General features: G+C 34.6%; 19 protein-coding genes. 9 read left to right on the top strand and 10 right to left on the bottom strand.

Annotated features, from left to right (window positions below; genetic code table 11):
• Window positions 1-3 precede the first annotated feature (3 nt).
• From ACYQ1E_RS08990 to dprA, 3 genes are read right to left on the bottom strand one after another with little or no spacing between them, the layout of a single operon-like run.
• Window positions 4-840, bottom strand: coding sequence for an HDOD domain-containing protein (locus ACYQ1E_RS08990; RefSeq protein WP_459878140.1), 837 nt, complete (start codon window positions 838-840; stop codon window positions 4-6).
• Between the two features lie 23 nt (window positions 841-863).
• The gene (locus ACYQ1E_RS08985) at window positions 864-1,196 is read right to left on the bottom strand and encodes a hypothetical protein (protein WP_459878137.1); all 333 of its coding nucleotides are present in this window, start codon (window positions 1,194-1,196) and stop codon (window positions 864-866) included.
• A gap of 9 nt (window positions 1,197-1,205) precedes the next feature.
• A complete protein-coding gene (gene dprA / locus ACYQ1E_RS08980) occupies window positions 1,206-2,327 on the bottom strand; it encodes a DNA-processing protein DprA (protein ID WP_459878134.1) in 1,122 nt (373 codons plus the stop codon).
• A 188-nt stretch (window positions 2,328-2,515) separates the two neighbouring features.
• Between dprA and ACYQ1E_RS08975 the strand changes: the two genes are divergently transcribed.
• The 8 genes from ACYQ1E_RS08975 (at window position 2,516) to fliQ (ending at window position 7,802) form a co-directional block, all read left to right on the top strand.
• Complete coding sequence (locus tag ACYQ1E_RS08975) at window positions 2,516-3,445, top strand: hypothetical protein (RefSeq protein WP_459878131.1); 930 nt, start codon at window positions 2,516-2,518, stop codon at window positions 3,443-3,445.
• Window positions 3,446-3,507: 62 nt separating this feature from the next.
• Window positions 3,508-4,239, top strand: a complete 732-nt coding sequence (locus ACYQ1E_RS08970) for a flagellar motor protein MotB (RefSeq protein WP_459878129.1) — start codon at window positions 3,508-3,510, stop codon at window positions 4,237-4,239.
• Between the two features lie 15 nt (window positions 4,240-4,254).
• On the top strand, window positions 4,255-4,818 hold the full coding sequence (locus tag ACYQ1E_RS08965) for a flagellar basal body-associated FliL family protein (protein WP_459878126.1): 564 nt from the start codon (window positions 4,255-4,257) through the stop codon (window positions 4,816-4,818).
• Between the two features lie 86 nt (window positions 4,819-4,904).
• On the top strand, window positions 4,905-5,912 hold the full coding sequence (fliM, locus tag ACYQ1E_RS08960; RefSeq protein ID WP_459878124.1) for a flagellar motor switch protein FliM: 1,008 nt from the start codon (window positions 4,905-4,907) through the stop codon (window positions 5,910-5,912).
• A 16-nt stretch (window positions 5,913-5,928) separates the two neighbouring features.
• Window positions 5,929-6,480: a flagellar motor switch protein FliN gene (fliN, locus tag ACYQ1E_RS08955; RefSeq protein WP_459878121.1), complete on the top strand. Its 552-nt coding sequence runs from the start codon at window positions 5,929-5,931 to the stop codon at window positions 6,478-6,480.
• On the top strand, window positions 6,473-6,802 hold the full coding sequence (fliO, locus tag ACYQ1E_RS08950) for a flagellar biosynthetic protein FliO (RefSeq protein ID WP_459878118.1): 330 nt from the start codon (window positions 6,473-6,475) through the stop codon (window positions 6,800-6,802). Before fliN ends, fliO begins: the two co-directional genes overlap by 8 nt.
• The gene (gene fliP, locus ACYQ1E_RS08945; RefSeq protein WP_459878115.1) at window positions 6,738-7,520 is read left to right on the top strand and encodes a flagellar type III secretion system pore protein FliP; all 783 of its coding nucleotides are present in this window, start codon (window positions 6,738-6,740) and stop codon (window positions 7,518-7,520) included. The genes fliO and fliP overlap by 65 nt, the downstream gene beginning before the upstream one ends.
• Window positions 7,521-7,532: 12 nt before the next feature.
• The gene (gene fliQ / locus ACYQ1E_RS08940) at window positions 7,533-7,802 is read left to right on the top strand and encodes a flagellar biosynthesis protein FliQ (RefSeq protein ID WP_459878112.1); all 270 of its coding nucleotides are present in this window, start codon (window positions 7,533-7,535) and stop codon (window positions 7,800-7,802) included.
• On the opposite strand, the gene rlmB is transcribed toward fliQ, so the two are convergent.
• Window positions 7,803-8,540: a 23S rRNA (guanosine(2251)-2'-O)-methyltransferase RlmB gene (gene rlmB / locus ACYQ1E_RS08935; protein WP_459878109.1), complete on the bottom strand. Its 738-nt coding sequence runs from the start codon at window positions 8,538-8,540 to the stop codon at window positions 7,803-7,805.
• A 23-nt stretch (window positions 8,541-8,563) separates the two neighbouring features.
• On the opposite strand from rlmB, the gene ACYQ1E_RS08930 reads away from it, so the two are divergent.
• Window positions 8,564-10,285: a LysM peptidoglycan-binding domain-containing protein gene (locus ACYQ1E_RS08930; RefSeq protein ID WP_459878106.1), complete on the top strand. Its 1,722-nt coding sequence runs from the start codon at window positions 8,564-8,566 to the stop codon at window positions 10,283-10,285.
• Between the two features lie 81 nt (window positions 10,286-10,366).
• Here ACYQ1E_RS08930 and ACYQ1E_RS08925 read toward each other — a convergent pair whose 3' ends face one another.
• From ACYQ1E_RS08925 to ACYQ1E_RS08900, 6 genes are all read right to left on the bottom strand, one after another.
• Window positions 10,367-10,861, bottom strand: coding sequence for a hypothetical protein (locus ACYQ1E_RS08925; RefSeq protein ID WP_459878103.1), 495 nt, complete (start codon window positions 10,859-10,861; stop codon window positions 10,367-10,369).
• Window positions 10,862-10,900: 39 nt separating this feature from the next.
• Window positions 10,901-11,524, bottom strand: a complete 624-nt coding sequence (locus ACYQ1E_RS08920) for a LexA family transcriptional regulator (RefSeq protein WP_459878100.1) — start codon at window positions 11,522-11,524, stop codon at window positions 10,901-10,903.
• On the bottom strand, window positions 11,521-12,243 hold the full coding sequence (locus tag ACYQ1E_RS08915; protein WP_459878097.1) for a hypothetical protein: 723 nt from the start codon (window positions 12,241-12,243) through the stop codon (window positions 11,521-11,523). Before ACYQ1E_RS08915 ends, ACYQ1E_RS08920 begins: the two co-directional genes overlap by 4 nt.
• Window positions 12,244-12,317: 74 nt before the next feature.
• Entirely contained in the window at window positions 12,318-13,559 is a 1,242-nt protein-coding gene (locus ACYQ1E_RS08910; RefSeq protein WP_459878094.1) for an HD domain-containing protein, read from the bottom strand.
• Between the two features lie 61 nt (window positions 13,560-13,620).
• Window positions 13,621-15,018: a sigma-54-dependent transcriptional regulator gene (locus ACYQ1E_RS08905; protein WP_459878091.1), complete on the bottom strand. Its 1,398-nt coding sequence runs from the start codon at window positions 15,016-15,018 to the stop codon at window positions 13,621-13,623.
• On the bottom strand, window positions 15,015-17,429 hold the full coding sequence (locus ACYQ1E_RS08900; RefSeq protein WP_459878088.1) for a PAS domain-containing hybrid sensor histidine kinase/response regulator: 2,415 nt from the start codon (window positions 17,427-17,429) through the stop codon (window positions 15,015-15,017). The genes ACYQ1E_RS08905 and ACYQ1E_RS08900 overlap by 4 nt, the downstream gene beginning before the upstream one ends.
• Window positions 17,430-17,819 lie beyond the last annotated feature (390 nt).

Below are 17,819 nucleotides of genomic sequence, written 5' to 3'. Positions count from 1 at the left end.
TTTCTACTTGGGGATAAATGTTAAAATCTCTATTATATCTTCTAACACCCTATCCATTATTTTTGCGAGTTTTTTAAAACTAAGACCAAGATCTAAAAAATCTTTTTTAGAGAGTTCATACACCTGCTCATCTCCGCTATTTCCAATCTCTAAAACCTTTGTGATAAAATCTGCAACATGGACTACTTTTGCAAATTCTTGATAGAACTCAGCAGAATCTGGATTGTGGTGATAAGTAAGAGCTGCTTTGGTTTGAAGGGGCAAATTCCAATGTTCAGCAAGCCAACTATTTACTCTATCATGAGCAAAACCCAAAACTTTTTTCTCTGCTTCAAAAAATGAGATATCTTCTTCTACAACCAATTTCCCAATTTTTTCTTCTTCCTCAGGAAGTTGAATGGCTATTACTACTTTACCTATATCGTGCAAAAGTCCTGCCACAGCAAATTCCTCAGGGTCTTTTAGTCCTACCTCTTCTGCAATAATCTTTGAGATAGTGGCGCAACCAAGACTGTGTTCCCAAAGTCCCACCATTGCCTGGCTCATTACATCAAAGACAGTTGTTGAGATTATTATTCCTTTAATTACATTAAATCCAAGAAGAACCAATGCATGTTGAATAGTATTGATCCGTCGTGGAAACCCATAGACTGGTGAATTTACCATTTTTAAAACTTTTGCAGAAAGAACTTGATCCTTGGCAATTATTTCAGCTATTTGCTTTGGGGTACTCTGTTCATCTTTTATCATCTTGGTAATTTGATCTAAAACTGGAGGCAACGTAGGAAGATCTTTGATAGCCAGTATTTTCCCTTTTCTTTTGGTTTTTAAGTCTTCCATATTAAATTTTGTTCCCCCTTTTTCTATTCTTCTGTCTTACTTTTTTTGAGCTGATATGTAAAATACACCTTAAAAAATTCTTTAACCTTTTGCATCCATAGGTTGTCTTGATGTCTTCTAAAGAGATGATCAAGTCTTTCCAGCCTCTTTTTTACTGAAAATCCATATGCTCCCTCACCAAGGTCTAAAGGATTTCCTTTAACTACAATGAATTTTACTCCCTGTTTTCTCAAAATTGGAAAGTGGTTTTCCTTGAGTTCTGTTCCTTCAGCTATCAATACCATACCATTTTCTTTTAATACAGGCTTTGCCAGAACCATTCCAGCCTTTGCCTTGTCCACTGGTATTTTTTGCATCTTTTATCCTTAACTTGAAAGATAATATTTATTGGTTATATCCCTTTTAACCTTTCCCTCAACCTCCAATTGGATTAGCTGGGAGGTGAGTTGGGAGGGATCAATGTCCAGATCATCGCACATCTGATCAATTCTAGCTTCGCCTTTATTTTTGAGAAAATCCAGTATTTTTTTACTTAAAGGAATTGAAACTCCGTAATTTTGCATGTGAGTATTCTTTTTTTGATTGTTTTTGCTCTCACTCCATGTTGATAGATCAATTTGATATTTGATCTCAGCTAGAATATCCTCAGCATTTCTAACAAGGATAGCACCATTTTTTATTAACTCATTGTTTCCTTCAAAAGATGGATTGTCTATTGGTCCTGGAATGGAAAAAACCAATCTGTTTTGCTCTAAGGCACAAGATGCTGTAAGCAAACTCCCACTTTTTTTAGCTGCCTGAACAACAAGCACACCCAGGCTCAGGCCGCTTATAATTCTATTTCTTATTGGAAAATTTTCTGAAGCTGGTAAAGTTGATGAAGGAAACTCTGAAATAACTAATCCAAATTTTTTTATGGTTTCTTTTAGATATACATTAGGCACAGGATAATTCACATCTATCCCAGTACCCAAAACAGCTATGGTTGAACCCACATGGTGTAATCCGCCCCTGTGAGCAGTTGCATCAATTCCAACAGCCAGTCCTGATACAATTGTAATTCCCTTTTTAGAGAGATCACTTGCAATGGAGAGGGCGAATTTTTTGCCAAGAGAGTCTATTTTTCTTGCTCCAACAATAGCTATACATGGATTTTTTAAAAGTGATAAATTCCCTGCATAATAGAGTATTAGGGGAGGATCAGGAATCTCAAAAAGTCGCTCAGGATAGTGTGTATCAGAGAGAAGGAGATATTGTGATTTAGATCTTTTAATGAGTTCCATCTCTTTTGAGACATTTTTTTTCCATCTCTTTTCTTTTAGTGCCTTGACCACTTTTGACGAAATCCCAAAAGAACTCCACATGTGAGAGTTAACAACTGCATTTTGAGCAGATTTAAACACCTCAATTAATTTTTTCCAGGTTCTCGGTCCTATTCCTGGAGTGTGCTTCAGCATCAATGAATAGAAGAGTTCTCTCTCATCCATCAATAGGGTCCTTTGTGATCCTAACCATTTCTAAAAGTGGTTAAATACTTGATGTTTGCAAATTAAGAGTTTAAAGTTATATCCCTCATGCATTTTGGTTGGGTATTTACGTATTTTGAAGTGTATAAAAAGTCAATTAGTAATGCAACAATAACTTTGGGCTTAGCTGTTTTTCAAGGAGGTCCTAAATGGATGGTGAAATTTTAAATAAATTTTTAAGCCTAGGTGTGCCAGGCGGGATTTTGACCTTTGTCTTTGGAATCTTCAGCGGAGGACTTTTGATCTCTTTGTTCTCCATGCTTTTTGGGAAGATAAAGAAAATTAAATTTTATGAGAAACTCTCTATTCAGATCCTCAGAATGAGCTTTTTCTCTTTTTTAGTATATTTAATCTTAGGTATTTTATCTGCTTGTTATTTAATAAAATTTTCTGAATTCAAATTTCAATTGGAACAAATAAAAGAATTCTTCCTAAAAAATCTCTTTGTACAAATTGATCTTACCATAATAGTTGCATCTATTTTTTTATTTATTATCTTATTTTTGTTGAAAAATCTCTTTAAGAAAAGTACAGGACTTTACATCTTAATCTTGCTTATTATTAATATCCTGTGGTGGGTTGGAATGTATGGAGCACAGATCTTTAATTTTTACTATTTAAAAAATAATACCTCTCTTTTAAATATAAAAAATTTATTACTTCCAAAAGATATGTTTCTTATTTTGATATTTTGGTCTTATTTATTTTTCTCTCTTGGTATATCCTCTCTATATTCCACTTTTTACTTGATGATCAGGAGAAATAAAGATGACTTTGGAAGGGATTATTATAAATTTTCTATCCCTGCCTGTGCTAAATGGTCTTATGGACTAATATTTTTTTTATTGAGTTCAATTGCTATGAATCTAATTTATTTTAAAGATTTCAGACAGATCCCTTTATTTATCTGGGTGGTTTTAGGAGGGATATTTGTTTTAATCATTGTTGGTCTTCTGCTAAATAACAAACTGATAAAAAGTGTCCATCCCATAAGGTTTAAAGAAATCATGGTGTTAAATCCCTTTTTAGGTTTGATAATAAGTATTTTATTTGTTATAAAACTATTTGCTGTGTGTTAAAAAATTTTTAAAATTTCATTTAGAAATACCATCAATAAATACCAGTATTAAGATTTAAGAATATGGCGAAGAGAGAAAAAAAAGAAAGCCCAAAAGGGGATTCTCAGGCATGGTTGGTCACCTTTTCTGACATGATGACCTTACTTCTTACCTTTTTTGTCCTGTTACTGAGTATGTCCACTTTGGACAAAGAAGTTATAAAGATTGCATTTCAGGGGTTTAGGGGAAAGGTTGCTTTTCTAATGTCAACTGAAACAGGAAGGATCCCCACAAGAATCACTGTTGCCAGGGAAATGCTTGAAAATCCCTGGGATATTTTGGAAAAGCCCAATAGAATCAAGGATCTCCTTTTCCCGGACGAAATCATGCCAAAATATATAAATAAAAGTACCTTGTTTAAAAACTTAGAAATTTTAAATAGACCAGAGGGTGTAGTATTGGTTTTAAGTGATAAAATTGTTTTTCAAAGTGGATCTACTAAATTAACACCTCTGGCAAAAAAAATCTTGGAGCAAGTTAGCTATTTAATACAACTTATGAATGCACCTGTTAATATTTCTGGACATACTGACGATACAGGAACTAGGAGAAAAAATTTTCAAATATCCTATTTAAGGGCTATTTCTGTGTTACAGTTTTTTCTTAATAAAGGAATGGAACCTTCATATTTTTCTATCTCGGCCTACGGACCAGACAGGCCTCTGGTTCCCAATACCTCTATTTCTAATAGGGCAAAGAATAGAAGAGTAGAAATATTAATAAAAAATAGACCTCATTCCAAAACTTACTTATAAAATAAGGAGACATAGGTGGCTAAGGAAAAAAAAGACCAAGATAAGACCCAGGAAGAACTAAAGAAAAAGGGTAGATTAAAATTAATAATCATTTTATTGGTAATATTGTCACTGTTAGGAGGTGGAGGTTATTTTGCCTACAAAAAATTCTTTGCAGCCAAGAAACAAACAACAGATGCACCCAACGAAAAGAAGGGAGACAAAAAACAAGAGGAAGAAAAAACAAAAGATAAGGGAGAAAAAAAAGCAGAAGGAGAACAACCTCGGCCACAGCTGGAAACATCACTGGTCCAACTTCCAACTATAATAGTAAATTTAGCCGATCCACTTGGGAAAAGATATTTAAAAGTAACTATTGAAATTGAGGTAAAGGGAAAGGATCCGGGTGAACTTGTTGAAGAAAAAATGGCCATGATTAAAGATACTTTAATCATGCTTCTTTCATCTAAAACTTTTGATGACCTAAGTTCTCTTGAAAAAAAATATGCACTAAAAATGGAAATTGCCCAGCGACTTAATCAAATCTTTGAAAAACCAATAGTAACCAAGGTGTATTTTACTGATTTCTTAGTTCAATAAGTTGACATCTGAGTTTTTTTGGCTAAAATTAATTTTAACATAAAAGAATAATGATTTATAAAATCTTTAGATAAAACAAGACAATTATGAGCAAAATTTTAAACCAAGAAGAGGTTGACGCATTACTTAGAGGACTTCAGGGAGAAGAAGCCGAAACAGAGGTTGAAGTTACTGAAGAAAGCGATGTTGTTCCCTTTGATTTAACAAATCAGGACCGCATAATTCGCGGTCGTATGCCTGTTTTAGAGATAATTAATGATCGATTTGCCAGACAATTTTCAAATAGTATAGCCACAATTATGAGAAAAAGGCTAGATGTTAATCCAACCTCTGTGGATATGATAAAATTCGGCGAGTTTATGCGTTCCTTACCTGTTCCCACTTCTATAAATATATTTAAAATGAATCCATTAAGGGGTAGTGCTCTTCTTATAATAGATTCCAGACTGGTCTTTGCTTTAATTGAAAATTTCTTTGGAGGTTCAGGTTCTCAGCCAAAGGTTGAAGGTAGAGACTTCACTCCAATTGAACAGGCAGTAATCCATAGGGTGGTGGAAATTGCTTTAAAAGAAATGAAGTCCTCATGGCAGCCTATACACGAAGTTCAAATTGAATTTCAACGAACTGAAATAAATCCCCAATTTGCATCAATTATCCCTCCTGGCGATGTAATTGTTGTGTCCTCCTTTGAGGTGGAACTTGAAAATGCGATTGGAAATCTAATTATTGGTCTACCTTATGCTACAATAGAACCTATTAGGTCAAAACTCTATGCCTCCTATCAATCTGAAAGACTTGAAGTTGACCAAACCTGGATTATTAGAATTAGAGAAAGATTGTTAGAAACTCCAGTTGAAATAGTGGTGAATCTGGGCTTTACCCAGATAACTCCAAAGCAACTTTTAAATCTAAAGGTGGGAGATATCTTGTTGCTTGATACATACGTAGATGATGAACTTATTGCAGAAGTTGAAGGAATTCCAAAATTTACAGGAAAACCAGGGGTATATAAGGGTAACAAGGCCCTTTTAATATCTAAAGAGATTGAGAATTATCAATTATTAAATGCAAAAATTTCCCAAAAACTAGGATAAACAAAGGAGTATTAATATGGCTGATGAAAATAATAAAGTGGACCAGGAAAAATTAGCTGAAGAATGGGCTAAGGCCCTTTCTGAAGAAGGAATAATGGACGAATCAGAAAAAACTAAAGGAGCCAAGTCTGAAGCAAAGGGTGATGAGGTAGACCAGGAAAAACTAGCTGAAGAATGGGCTAAAGCCTTGGCTGAAGAAGAGGAAACCACTCTAAAACAAGAAAAAGAAGAAAAGAAAAAATCCTTTCAAGCTCAAGATGTTAATTTTAAAGATATAAGTAGTGAAATCAGAGAATCAACAGGAGAAAAAAGGGATATAGAATTTATATTGGATATTCCATTGAGCGTTTCCGCAGAACTTGGCAGGAGCAAACTTCTGATAAATGATTTACTACAACTAGGTCAGGGATCGGTTATAGAATTGGATAAACTGGCAGGAGAGCCCCTGGAAATTTTAGTCAATGGTAAGTTAGTTGCCAGAGGTGAAGCAGTAGTAATCAATGAAAAGTACGGGGTCAGACTAACTGATATTATCAGTCCTATGGAAAGGGTGAAGCAGCTTGGATAAATTTCCCGTGCTTATCTATCTCAAAGTAATTGGTTTTCTCTTAATATTGTTGGCAATCTTAATAGGGATATTATTTGTCATAAAAAAATTTAGCCCTCCTGGATTTAATAATTTTAAACAAAGTCAACTCAAAGTCCTGGGAAGTTTAAGCCTTGGACCTAAAAAAGCAATTGTGGTGGTGCGTTTTTTGAATAGTTTGCTAGTGATTGGTGTCACTGAGTCAAAAATCACTCTATTAAAAGAGGTGGATGTAAGCCATGCCCAGGACTTTGAGAGTGTATTTACAGAAAAAATCAATAATAATTCTTTTAATTCTAGCTAGTGTATTATTTTTCACTTCTCCACTATGGGGGGCACAGGACCCCACACCAATACTAAAATTACAACTTCCTGACAATCTCCATGAGCCAGAAAAGGTTTCAGTTCTTTTAGAAATCCTGTTTCTACTAACAGTACTTTCCTTGGCGCCTGCCATAATATTGACGGTCACATCTTTTACAAGGATCGTAATTGTATTTTCCTTTTTAAGACATGCAATGGGTATTCAGCAAATGCCCCCAAATCAGGTGCTTATTAGCCTCGCAATTTTTATGACCTTTGTAATTATGTATCCAGTTGGAAAGGCTATAAATAAAGATGCCCTTCAACCATATTTAAATGAAAAAATTGGATTTAAAGAGGCGATAAGGCGGGCAGAAAAGCCCCTTAGAAAATTTTTATTTAAAAATACAAGAGAAAAAGATATCTCTTTGTTTGTTTCAATTGCAAAAATAAAAAGACCAAAAAATAAAGATGAAGTTCCAACCCTAATTCTTATTCCCGCATTTATGATAAGTGAATTAAAAACTGCATTTGAAATTGGTTTTCTAATTTATATTCCATTTTTAATAATTGATATGGTTGTCTCAAGCATTTTGTTATCCATGGGAATGATGATGCTCCCACCTGTAATGATTTCTTTACCTTTTAAAATTCTTTTATTTGTATTAGTGGATGGCTGGGGACTTTTAATAGGAAGCTTAGTAAAAAGCTTTAAATAGGGAGAGCAAATTATGACTCCAGATTTTGTTGTAGGTTTTGCTAAAGATGCTATTGAACTTACTCTACTTTTATCAATGCCTATGCTAGGGATAGGGTTAATAGTGGGTGTTATTATTAGTATTATCCAGGCAGCCACCCAGATACAGGAGATGACTTTATCGTTTATTCCAAAGATTTTGGCAATATTTTTGGCACTTCTTGTGTCTTTTCCATGGCTCATGGACAAGATGATAACCTTTACCAGACAAGTCATTGAAAATATTCCCAATATAATTGGATAGCTATTTTTTAAGCCAGGTGCGCAAAAACTCACCAATTAAAATGGCTCCTGCCTGGGCTACGTTAAGGGAATCAAAATCCCTTAACATTGGTATTTTTAATCCCATCAAACATTTATCTCTAACTGTTCTTCTCACACCCTTTTCTTCGTTTCCCAAAACTAATACTGCAGGTAACTTCAGATTAATAGAATACACATCCTCACAATTTTCGTAAATTCCAGCAAAATAAGTAAAAATATTATTATTAGCACAAAGGTCAAGGAAAGACTTAAGATTTTGAGTCCTTGAAATAGGAAGATGCAAAAGCGCACCTGAGGAAGATTTAATGGCACGTTCTCCTAACTGACCAGACCTAAATTTTGTGATAACCATCCCGCATCCACCCAAACCATATAGTGTCCTTGCTAAGGCTCCAATATTCCCCTGGTCCTGCACCTGATCTAATGCCAATATCAGGGGAAGCTTGGAACCCTTGAGCCTGGAAATTAATTCATATTCATCCACGAATCCAGGGGAGAAAATCTTTGCAACTATTCCCTGATGTTTTTTTGGACAAATCCTATCAAGCTTTTCTTTTGGAACAAATTGATATTTGACTTTATTGTTTTGACAACTCTTTAATATTTCATTAACATCTCTATATCGTGTTTTTTGAATCCACACTATCTCTATTTTAGAAGGAGATTTACTTAACATATCCATTACAATACGTTTGCCATAAAGGATGTCAGACTTCATAGTTTGTTCCAAGGAGTGTCTATATGGTTAAATTATTAATTTCATTGTTAATATTAATTTATTCTTTAAGTGCTTGTTCTTTTCTTTCTACAGGTAAAAGGCCAAACACAAAAATAGGAAACCAAACCCTCTCACACTATGAAGATATAGATAATTCAATTAAAACTCAACAAAAATCCCTATATCTTGGACAGAAGAAAATAGGACCTAATGTAAAAGTAAGTGTAAATTCTCCTGAACCGCTTGAGAAAGAGGTTACAATATCGCCTCAAGAGATAGAGCACTTAGAAAAGACTCAAAAAAAATTGAATAAATTCACATCTTGTTCAAAGCAAAAAGGGGTTTTGTCCAATGGTTCAAATGGTTCAAAGAAAGAATATTTTAATTTTGTTTTAAAGATTAAAGATACAAAATACACTAAAAAATATTATATTTATTATACAAGTATTGAAAGAAAGACCTTTCAAAGGTGGCTAAAAAGGTCTGAATTGTATCTTCCTTATATTCTGAAAATTTTCAGAAAGTATAATATACCAGAGGACCTGGCTTTTCTTCCTTTTGGAGAAAGTGGTTTTAATCCAAGGGCTTATTCCAGAGCTGGCGCAGCAGGGATATGGCAATTTATGCCAGCTACAGCCAGAAAATATGGTTTAACAGTAAATTGGTGGATAGATGAACGTCTAGATCCTTTTAGGTCCACTATAGCTGCTGCGAAATATTTATCAGATCTATATAAAATTTTCGGAGATTGGTATCTTGCATTAGCTGCTTATAATGCAGGGGAAGGTAAGATATCAAAGGCTTTAAAAAGAACCAAAAAGGACAATTTCTTCCATATTGCAAAGCGAGGTTATCTCCGACAAGAGACTAGAATGTATGTTCCCAAATTTATGGCCATATTAAAAATCCTTAGAAACTTAGAGAAACTTGGATTTGAACCCCTAGAAGTAAATGATCAAAAACTACCAGCAAGAATATTTGTTAGAGAAGGAACAGATCTCTATACCTTTGCTAAAAAGCTTGGAGTATCCTGGAAAAAATTTAGAAAGTGGAATCCCCATTTTAGAAGATATGTGACTCCACCTAGTGTTGTATCAATAATTTACGTGCCAAGATCTCTCGAGGCCAAGGCCAAAGATCTTATTAAGACAAAGGCAATTCGTCCCTTTGGAGGACTCTATAGATATAAAATAAAAAAGGGAGATTCTTGGTGGAGGATTTCCAGACGTTTTGGAGTACCAATAAAGATTTTAAAACGAATTAACAGAACTAACAAAAATTTATTAAGGCCTGGCAGATCTATATTGATTCCTAAATCCAAACAATTTTACCTTGCTTTCAAAAAAACAAAAAGAAACCCCAAATATTTGTCCAAACAAAGATCCTGGGAAAATAAGCGCAAAAATTACGAAGTACAACCTGGGGATACCCTATGGGATATAGCTAGAAGATTTAATGTACCTTTAAATACTATTCTCATTGTAAATAGGCTACATAAAAAATCCATAATAAAACCTGGCATGAAACTATATATACCACGCACTGATTATAAATCTTTAAAAAAAGCTCAAAGGGCACTTAAACAAATTCTGTATCAGGTAAAAAAAGGAGATAATCTTTGGGGGATAGCAAAAAGATTTGGAGTTACCACTAACCAATTACTCACATGGAACAATTTAAAGAAGAACTCTAAAATATATCCAGGGGATAAGATCAAAATTTTTATTGAAATTGTGGAAAATTAATAAAAAAAACGCCTCCACTAAACATGTCATACAGGACATTTAAAGAGTTTTCACTAATATCACTTTACTTTGCAATTGTGGTTATTGTGTTACTTCGCTTGTCTTACATCCAGGAGAATGTAAGGTGCTTAATACATTTTGACCTTTTTCTGTCCTCTTCCATGCCTCAAAAAGCTGCATCCATTCCTTAAAATCAAAAACCTTTTCATCTAATTGATCCTCATGGGCTGAAACCCATAGGTGAAACACAGACACTTCTACTTCAAAAGATTTACTGTTCAATACGCTAGGGACCATGGCAGGAGGAAATTTTTTACCTTCAAGTTTTCTGAGGATGAAATCTGTCACTGCTTTTTGGGATATCTCAGGAGTGATTTTTTTATTGTTGAGCTCATTAGCCAGCTCATATAGGAGCTTGTATTCCTTTTTAATATATTCCATGACTTCCTCAGGTACCTTTAAGACCACAGAGTTTCTTTCACTGCCTTGAGATGCAAAGTAAAAACGCAGCCACATTTCAAATTTTATCACATCAGCAATCTCTTTTAATGCATATTTAAATTTATTATTTTTCATAATTTCTCCATAAATTTTGTTTAGTTGCAAATCCCATCACTATATTGTTCTAAAAAATCCAACTACTCGTCCAATAACCTCAAATTTATTTGAGTCATATGGAACAGGCGGATAATTAACATTATCTGCTAATAAAATCAAACTATTTTCCCCCAGACCTATTCTTCTAACAAAAAATGATGTTTTTTTATATTTCAATAACTTAAAGACAAACACATGTCCCAAATTTATTTCCTTTGACTTATCAACTATTAAAATATCCCCAGGATAAAAGGTAGTTACCATACTATTATCCTCTAGTTTGAAATAAAATTTTTTATTACAAGGAGATATAAAAATTTCTACTCCCTCTGAAAAAGCAACAGAGACCTCGCCACTTCCCTCATCTTCATTATTTTCGCATAATGGCGTTAACTGGATCATTTTTGGGCCAGATTGAACACCACTGTAAGGGTCTCCTTTTCCTGTGATGAGATAGGTAGGATTTAGATTGTATTTTTCTGCAATATGGATGACCCATTTATAGGGAACACTATTTTTTTGTTTGGCAATTGATATGGCTGCCCTGCCAACTCCCAACTCATTTGCAAGCTGAATTTGTTTTTTGATTGGAGTTAGTTTAGTGACTCTTTCAAAAAATGAATTAAAATCAAGGTCTGTCATAGCGGAGCGTACCAATTGCTCTTTCCTGCTTCAAAACACCATTGGCCTGGAACGCCTCTGGTAGAGGTATATCTAGGATGTTTTAACCAATTAATAATATTTTGATAAGAATTGTAAATTTTAATAAATGTCCTCTCATCTCCACCCATATCTGGATGGTGCTTTAAAATATTTCTCCTGAAAGCCCCTTTTACAAATTCATATGGATCTTCACTGGCAATCAATTCAATTCTGTTTATTTTAAGACAGCTCAGATGCTTTGAAATTCCTGCCAGAGAGATCTTTTCTTTTGGGATAAGTAAATTTTTGTTGAATATATGGGTCTTACCCTGTTTCAATACTCCTCTGCATGCAGCATCCCTATTACCATAATTTTTTAATTTTTCCCACCATATTTCCCCAAGCAGAAACAACATCTTTTCCATGTCATATATAGGACGTTTACCTGGAGTACGGTTATAAAAGAAAGAATAAACATTTTCTGAATCATATGGGAGAATATTTAACCCAAGTATCTGTTCATTGAAAAAAAATGTTGCGTACTTTGCATTTACTGCTCTGAGCAAATTATTAAACCATTTTAATCTAAATACAAAGTCCTCTTTACAACTAGAAGAACAATATTTTTTTCTCCCTTTATCTAAAGGAATCCCGCAACACTGACAAATCCTAAATCTTTTTATTACCTTAGGATAAGTACTCACACCTTTTGGTTTCATAGAGTTCACATAACAATTACTTTTTCTAATGGCAAGTTTGAGATTTTGGAAGGTTAAACTAAAACATATGATTTTTAATCAAAATCTGCAAGGACACTTCCTACGTGCAATCTATTTCCCAGAGAATATTGATTAAAGTCACTCCTTATTCTCCATACAGCTTGCTGCAAATGATCAGAGGTGATACCATTTTTAAGAGCATTATATGCCTCTATAAATGCAGCAATATTATCACATATCCTAATTGTTTCACCATCTTTTGGATCATATTTGTCATGGTTATATCTTTCGTATAACATGTCCCAAGTAACTTCCTTTGTTTCATTATTTATGCGAATAACTGGTATAAATTCTGAACCCACTTCAATGCCAAGAAGGTATCTAAGCCTATCAGAAATAAATTTATATCCGCCACTTTCAAGGACTTTAAATATTCGTCTTTCCAATTCCTTTGCTTCATATTCTTTAATAAAGTCCCCAATCTTTTTAACAGACCTCTTTACTGGAGAAATTATGTCCCTTGTGAGTAGCTCTGGCAGGTCATGAAAAAGACCACTAAAGAAATTATTTATCAACATAGAGGTACATCCCCCCATGGAAAGGGTAAAAAAATATGCATAACACGCCACTATAAACATATGTCCTAGAACAGAAGTCTCAGGTATCCTTGGAGTTTGAGACCATCTTTTTTGAAACCGCAATTGCCCACATTGAAATATAAACTTTTTTAAAGGGGAAGATAGGGGTGCTATTATTTCAGACACCCCTTTAATATGCTCTAATTTTTTTAACTGATTAATAAAATTTTTGTCTATTTCTTTTATCTCTTCATCCCATTTATTCAGGTCCTTGAGTAAATTAAACTCCCACTGACTCGCACAAAGATGGGCACTAAATAAGATATCTCTGGCAAGGGAATTTTGTTCTTCTAAAAAATAGCATTTAAATTTACTCCAAAAATCTTCACCCAGGGGCATTAGTTTTGGTTCTAGATTTTCAAATACCCAATCAGTAAGCTGCCTATAATGAACAGGATTAGACTTTATTTTGTAAAATATAGGGGGTTTTATATCTGTGATAATAAGCCTATAAAGATATTCAAAGATTCCTCCTTCAATCACATTCAAGGCAAGTTCTTTTTTTTTATTTTGGGATAACTCTCTGGAATTTAAACAATAAAAAACCCACGCAATAATCAACTTATGGGCCTGTTTATCTACCTCCCACAGCTCAAAGGACCTTAATTTATCATTCCATCTTCGCATATAGGAGCCAGAAAATATAAGTTGTAACAAACTCTTTCTAATTGTGCCCATAAATATTTTGCTTTGTTTTTGCTTTTAACTCTTTTAAGTAGATTTTAGCTTAAGATGTATTTCATCTGAAATCGCGTTTGTCTAAGCCATATTGTTTCATCTTACGGTAAATCGTTCTAGTACTCAGTCCTGATTGTTTTGAAACGTCTTTTATTCGTCCTCGATAGGTCTTGAGTGCTAATTTAAGGTAATTAAACTCTAGAGAGGCAATCTGGTCCTTTAGAGGTGGCTCTAAGCTGACAGATTTTGATTCTCTTTGTTCCAACTCTCCCACAATCGGTTTTGTCATGGAGATAGGAATACTTTTAACTACCTTATCCGAATTCATGACTGCTATGCGCTCCATTACATTCATCAATTCTCTTATATTGCCAGGCCATGAATAATGCATAAGTTGCTCAATCGCTTCAGGAGTGAGATCCATTGGCTCTTTCCCTATCTGTCTGGTAAACATATCCAGAAAGAACCTCGCCAAAAGCGGAATATCTTCTTTTCTTTTTCTCAAGGGGGGTAAATAGATTGGCACCACATTTAGACGATAAAACAGATCTTCTCGAAAAACCCCTTCCTTGACTAATTGAGATAGATCTCTATTACAGGCAGCTATTATTCGCACATCCACTTTAATAGTTTTTTCGCCTCCTAGCCTTTCAAAGGTCTTTTCCTGAATCACACGGAGTAACTTTTTTTGAACCTTAGGTGATGCATTGGCAATTTCATCCAAAAAGATAGTACCTCCATGTGCCAATTCAAATTTTCCCCGTTTAGATTTAATAGCGCCAGTAAAGGCCCCTTTCTCGTGACCAAAAAGCTCTGATTCCAGGAGTGTTTCAGAAAGGATACCACAATCAACAATAACCAGAGGACCTGAGGCACGGGGGCTATTATAGTGGATAGCCTTTGCCACTTCTTCTTTGCCTGTGCCAGTTTCGCCGTAAATAGTCACAGTAGAATCTAAGGGCGCAACTGCAGCTATTAGATTAAATATCTCCTGCATAACCTTACTTTTGCCAATGAGGTTGTGAAACCTATACTGACCAGAAACATGGGAACGCAACTCTTTTACTTTATCACGGAGCCGAATATTTTCCTCTCTCAACTCTAATCTTTTTTTGATTTTTTCAAGCACAATTCGTATTTGTTCAAAATCTAATGGTTTAGTAAAGAATTCAGATGCTCCACTTTTCATCATATTAACTGCAGAATCAATAGTGGCATAACCTGTAATTACAACAATCTCAGTGTCTGGGAACTCCTCATGTACCACAGGAACAAGCTCTTCACCTGAAATACCAGGCATCTTGAGATCTATTATTACTACATCGCAATGGATACTTCGGAGAATATCAAGCCCCTTGTTACCCTCATTGGCCACCAAAACCTCATGGCCCCAGGCCGATAACCTAAACTTAAAAGTTTTTAAAATAGTTTCTTCGTCGTCTATTACTAAAACTCTCATTGCACGAACCCTTTAAAAATATTTCTATTGTTTTCATTGGACTTAATAACCCTGGCTAAAGCGTCAATAAGCTCCTTTCTTTCAAAGGGCTTACTCAAAACAGGACTACCTGTCTCTCTTTTGAATTTTTTTACAGCTTCACTTTGAAATCCTGTCATAAGAACAAATCCTTTAACCAATTGACTATAATCCTGAACTAATATCTTATAAAATTCTAAACCATCCATTTCAGGCATTTTCAAATCTACTAAAAGAATATCATATTGGTGTCTGCGGAGTTTTTCTAATGCCTCAGTTGCAGTGAATGCCATATCTACCCGTCTGACTAGCTCTTTGAGATAATTTGACACGCTAATACAAATACTTTTTTCATCGTCTACCACAAGTATTGTGTAAGGTCTTAAATCAGGCATTTGTTCTTGAGGCATAGTCTCTTCTATTGGGGATTGAGAATAGGGAAGAGAAACAACAAATTGTGTTCCGTGAGGCAACACTGGATTATAGATTATATCTCCTCTATGCTGTTTTATTATTCCATAGGAAATTGATAATCCCAGTCCTGTTCCCTTTCCCAGTTCTTTGGTAGTAAAAAAGGGATCAAAGATTTTCTCATGAATCTCGTGAGGTATTCCTGGTCCATTATCTTCAACTGAAATTTTTACCTCCTTCCCATCTTGAAAGGAACGTACCAAAACAGTGTCTCCGATCCCTGATTCACATATAGCGTCAATTGCATTATTCATTAAATTTAAAATTACCTGTTGAATCTGGTTGCTATCCACTTCCACTGGGGGCAAGTTATCACTTAATTTGAGTTTAATTTTGACCCCAATGTCTTTTAAGCCGTACATTCGTATTCCTACCACTGACCTAATCAGTTCATTGATATCTGAAGGCTTTTTTTTCGGTGAAGACTGACGAGCAAAAGCCAAAAGGTTTTTGACAATCTCACCAGATCTTTTAGCTTCAGCAGCAATTACTCCTGCAGCCTCCAATGCTGTTCCCTTAAGATTACAATTCTCTATAAGAAATTCTGCACAACCAATTATACTTGTCAATGGATTATTTATCTCGTGAGCCACTCCTGCTATTAGTTGTCCTAAGGAGGCCAGTTTTTCTGACTGCATTCTTGTCTTGAATAGTTCCTGCTCAAGACGTGTCTTTTCGGTAACATCATTCATTATCACTATATTACCTCTCCCTTTCCCGCCAGGGCCTTTTAGTGGAGCTGTGCTAATCTCAAAAAGTAAAGGTTCTTTGCCTTGTCTTCGTAAAATTAATCTTTCATGTCTGAACTCGTGGCCCTTGTAATAAAGCATTCTAATCTTTTCCCAGGATGCATTGGCAGGAAAAAGATTGAGCTCACTTAACCTTTTTCCCTTAATTTGACTTTTATCTATACCTGCTTCTGTTAATTTTTTTTCTAACTCTGGATTCACAAAAACCACTTTTCCATCATCAGTTAAATGCATAATTCCAAGAGGCGCTGAATCAACTAAATTTTTATTAAACTGCTCAGTCTCTCTAAGTGCCCTGGTTGCATCTTCTACCTCTTTCCGTAATCTAGTAGAATAGTCTTTTTCGGTCTGGAGCATAAGCTCACGCAACTTTACTTGTTCAGAAATATCTTTTGCCTCTATTGACAAAAATTTTATTTCCCCTTCAGGACTAAATATTGGGCTTAAATTAATGATAAAACGTTGCTTATCTCCATTATGGATAGAAACATTTGCCTCTAAGGTACTCTTAACTCCCTTACAGGCTTGAGAAATACAAGATTTTATCCGCTTTTGATCCTTTTTTGATAAACGGAACCAGGGAAGTTCATAGATTTTTTGCCCCACAACATCTTCTGGATCCTTCTGAAGTGTTCTTAAAAATGCGCGGTTACAGTTTTTGATTTTTCCCTCTGTATCGCACATTACAACATTTGTATCCAGTGAATCGAGCCATTGACGTGTCTGCCATCTTTCCTTTTCAAGTTTCTTTTGAAGGCATTTTAATTCAGATATAATTTTTCCTTCAGGGATGAGACCTACTATTTTTCCTTCAGTGTCAAAAAGTGGCGAAATAGAAAAAATCACGGGAATCTTTTTTCCATTCCGATCCACTATTGTATCTTCCACAGAAATTCTCTCACCCTTCAAGGCCTTAGCTATCATTTCATCAGTTATCTTTTTAGCCTCTTCACTATGACTTCTCCATGGGGAGCATCGAAAAGGCATACCTTTCACTTGTTTAAAACTGGCACCTACATTATGGAGAGCTGATTGATTGGCAAATACAATGTTACCCTCTGTATCTACAATACCGGTCATTACCTCCATTTGATTAAAAGCGAATGCAATTTTTTTTAACTCTTCGCATGAGAGATTTGAGGGATCAAATAACTCTTTTTTATTATTCTCCATGTTAATCACCCCCAAAAAATTCAGTAAAATGTCAATTAATAAGTGTTCAACTATCTAAATATGATTTCTCATATTGAACTGAAAAATATTTTTCCAATTGATAATAATACACCATTTTCTAAAAAGGATATTATTCAATTTAACCAATTGTGTCAATAATTTCGTCAATGTATTTGGCTTTATAGATTTACAAAAGGGGCAGCTTTATTTTGGATTGGATTAGATAAACCTTTTTTCTTTATCTGGTAATCTTTTCTTAAATTTACCAAAAAAATTCTATTTCTATGGATTCCCGAGAATATGATTGGCTATATTGATTTTATTGCCCAAATGATTTATTAATATTTTCAAGGTAGCTCAATTTGGCTTGTTTTCTCTTTTATTGAACAT

Source organism: Desulfothermus naphthae (genome assembly GCF_054657475.1).
This window is presented reverse-complemented; position numbering and strand designations above follow the sequence as displayed.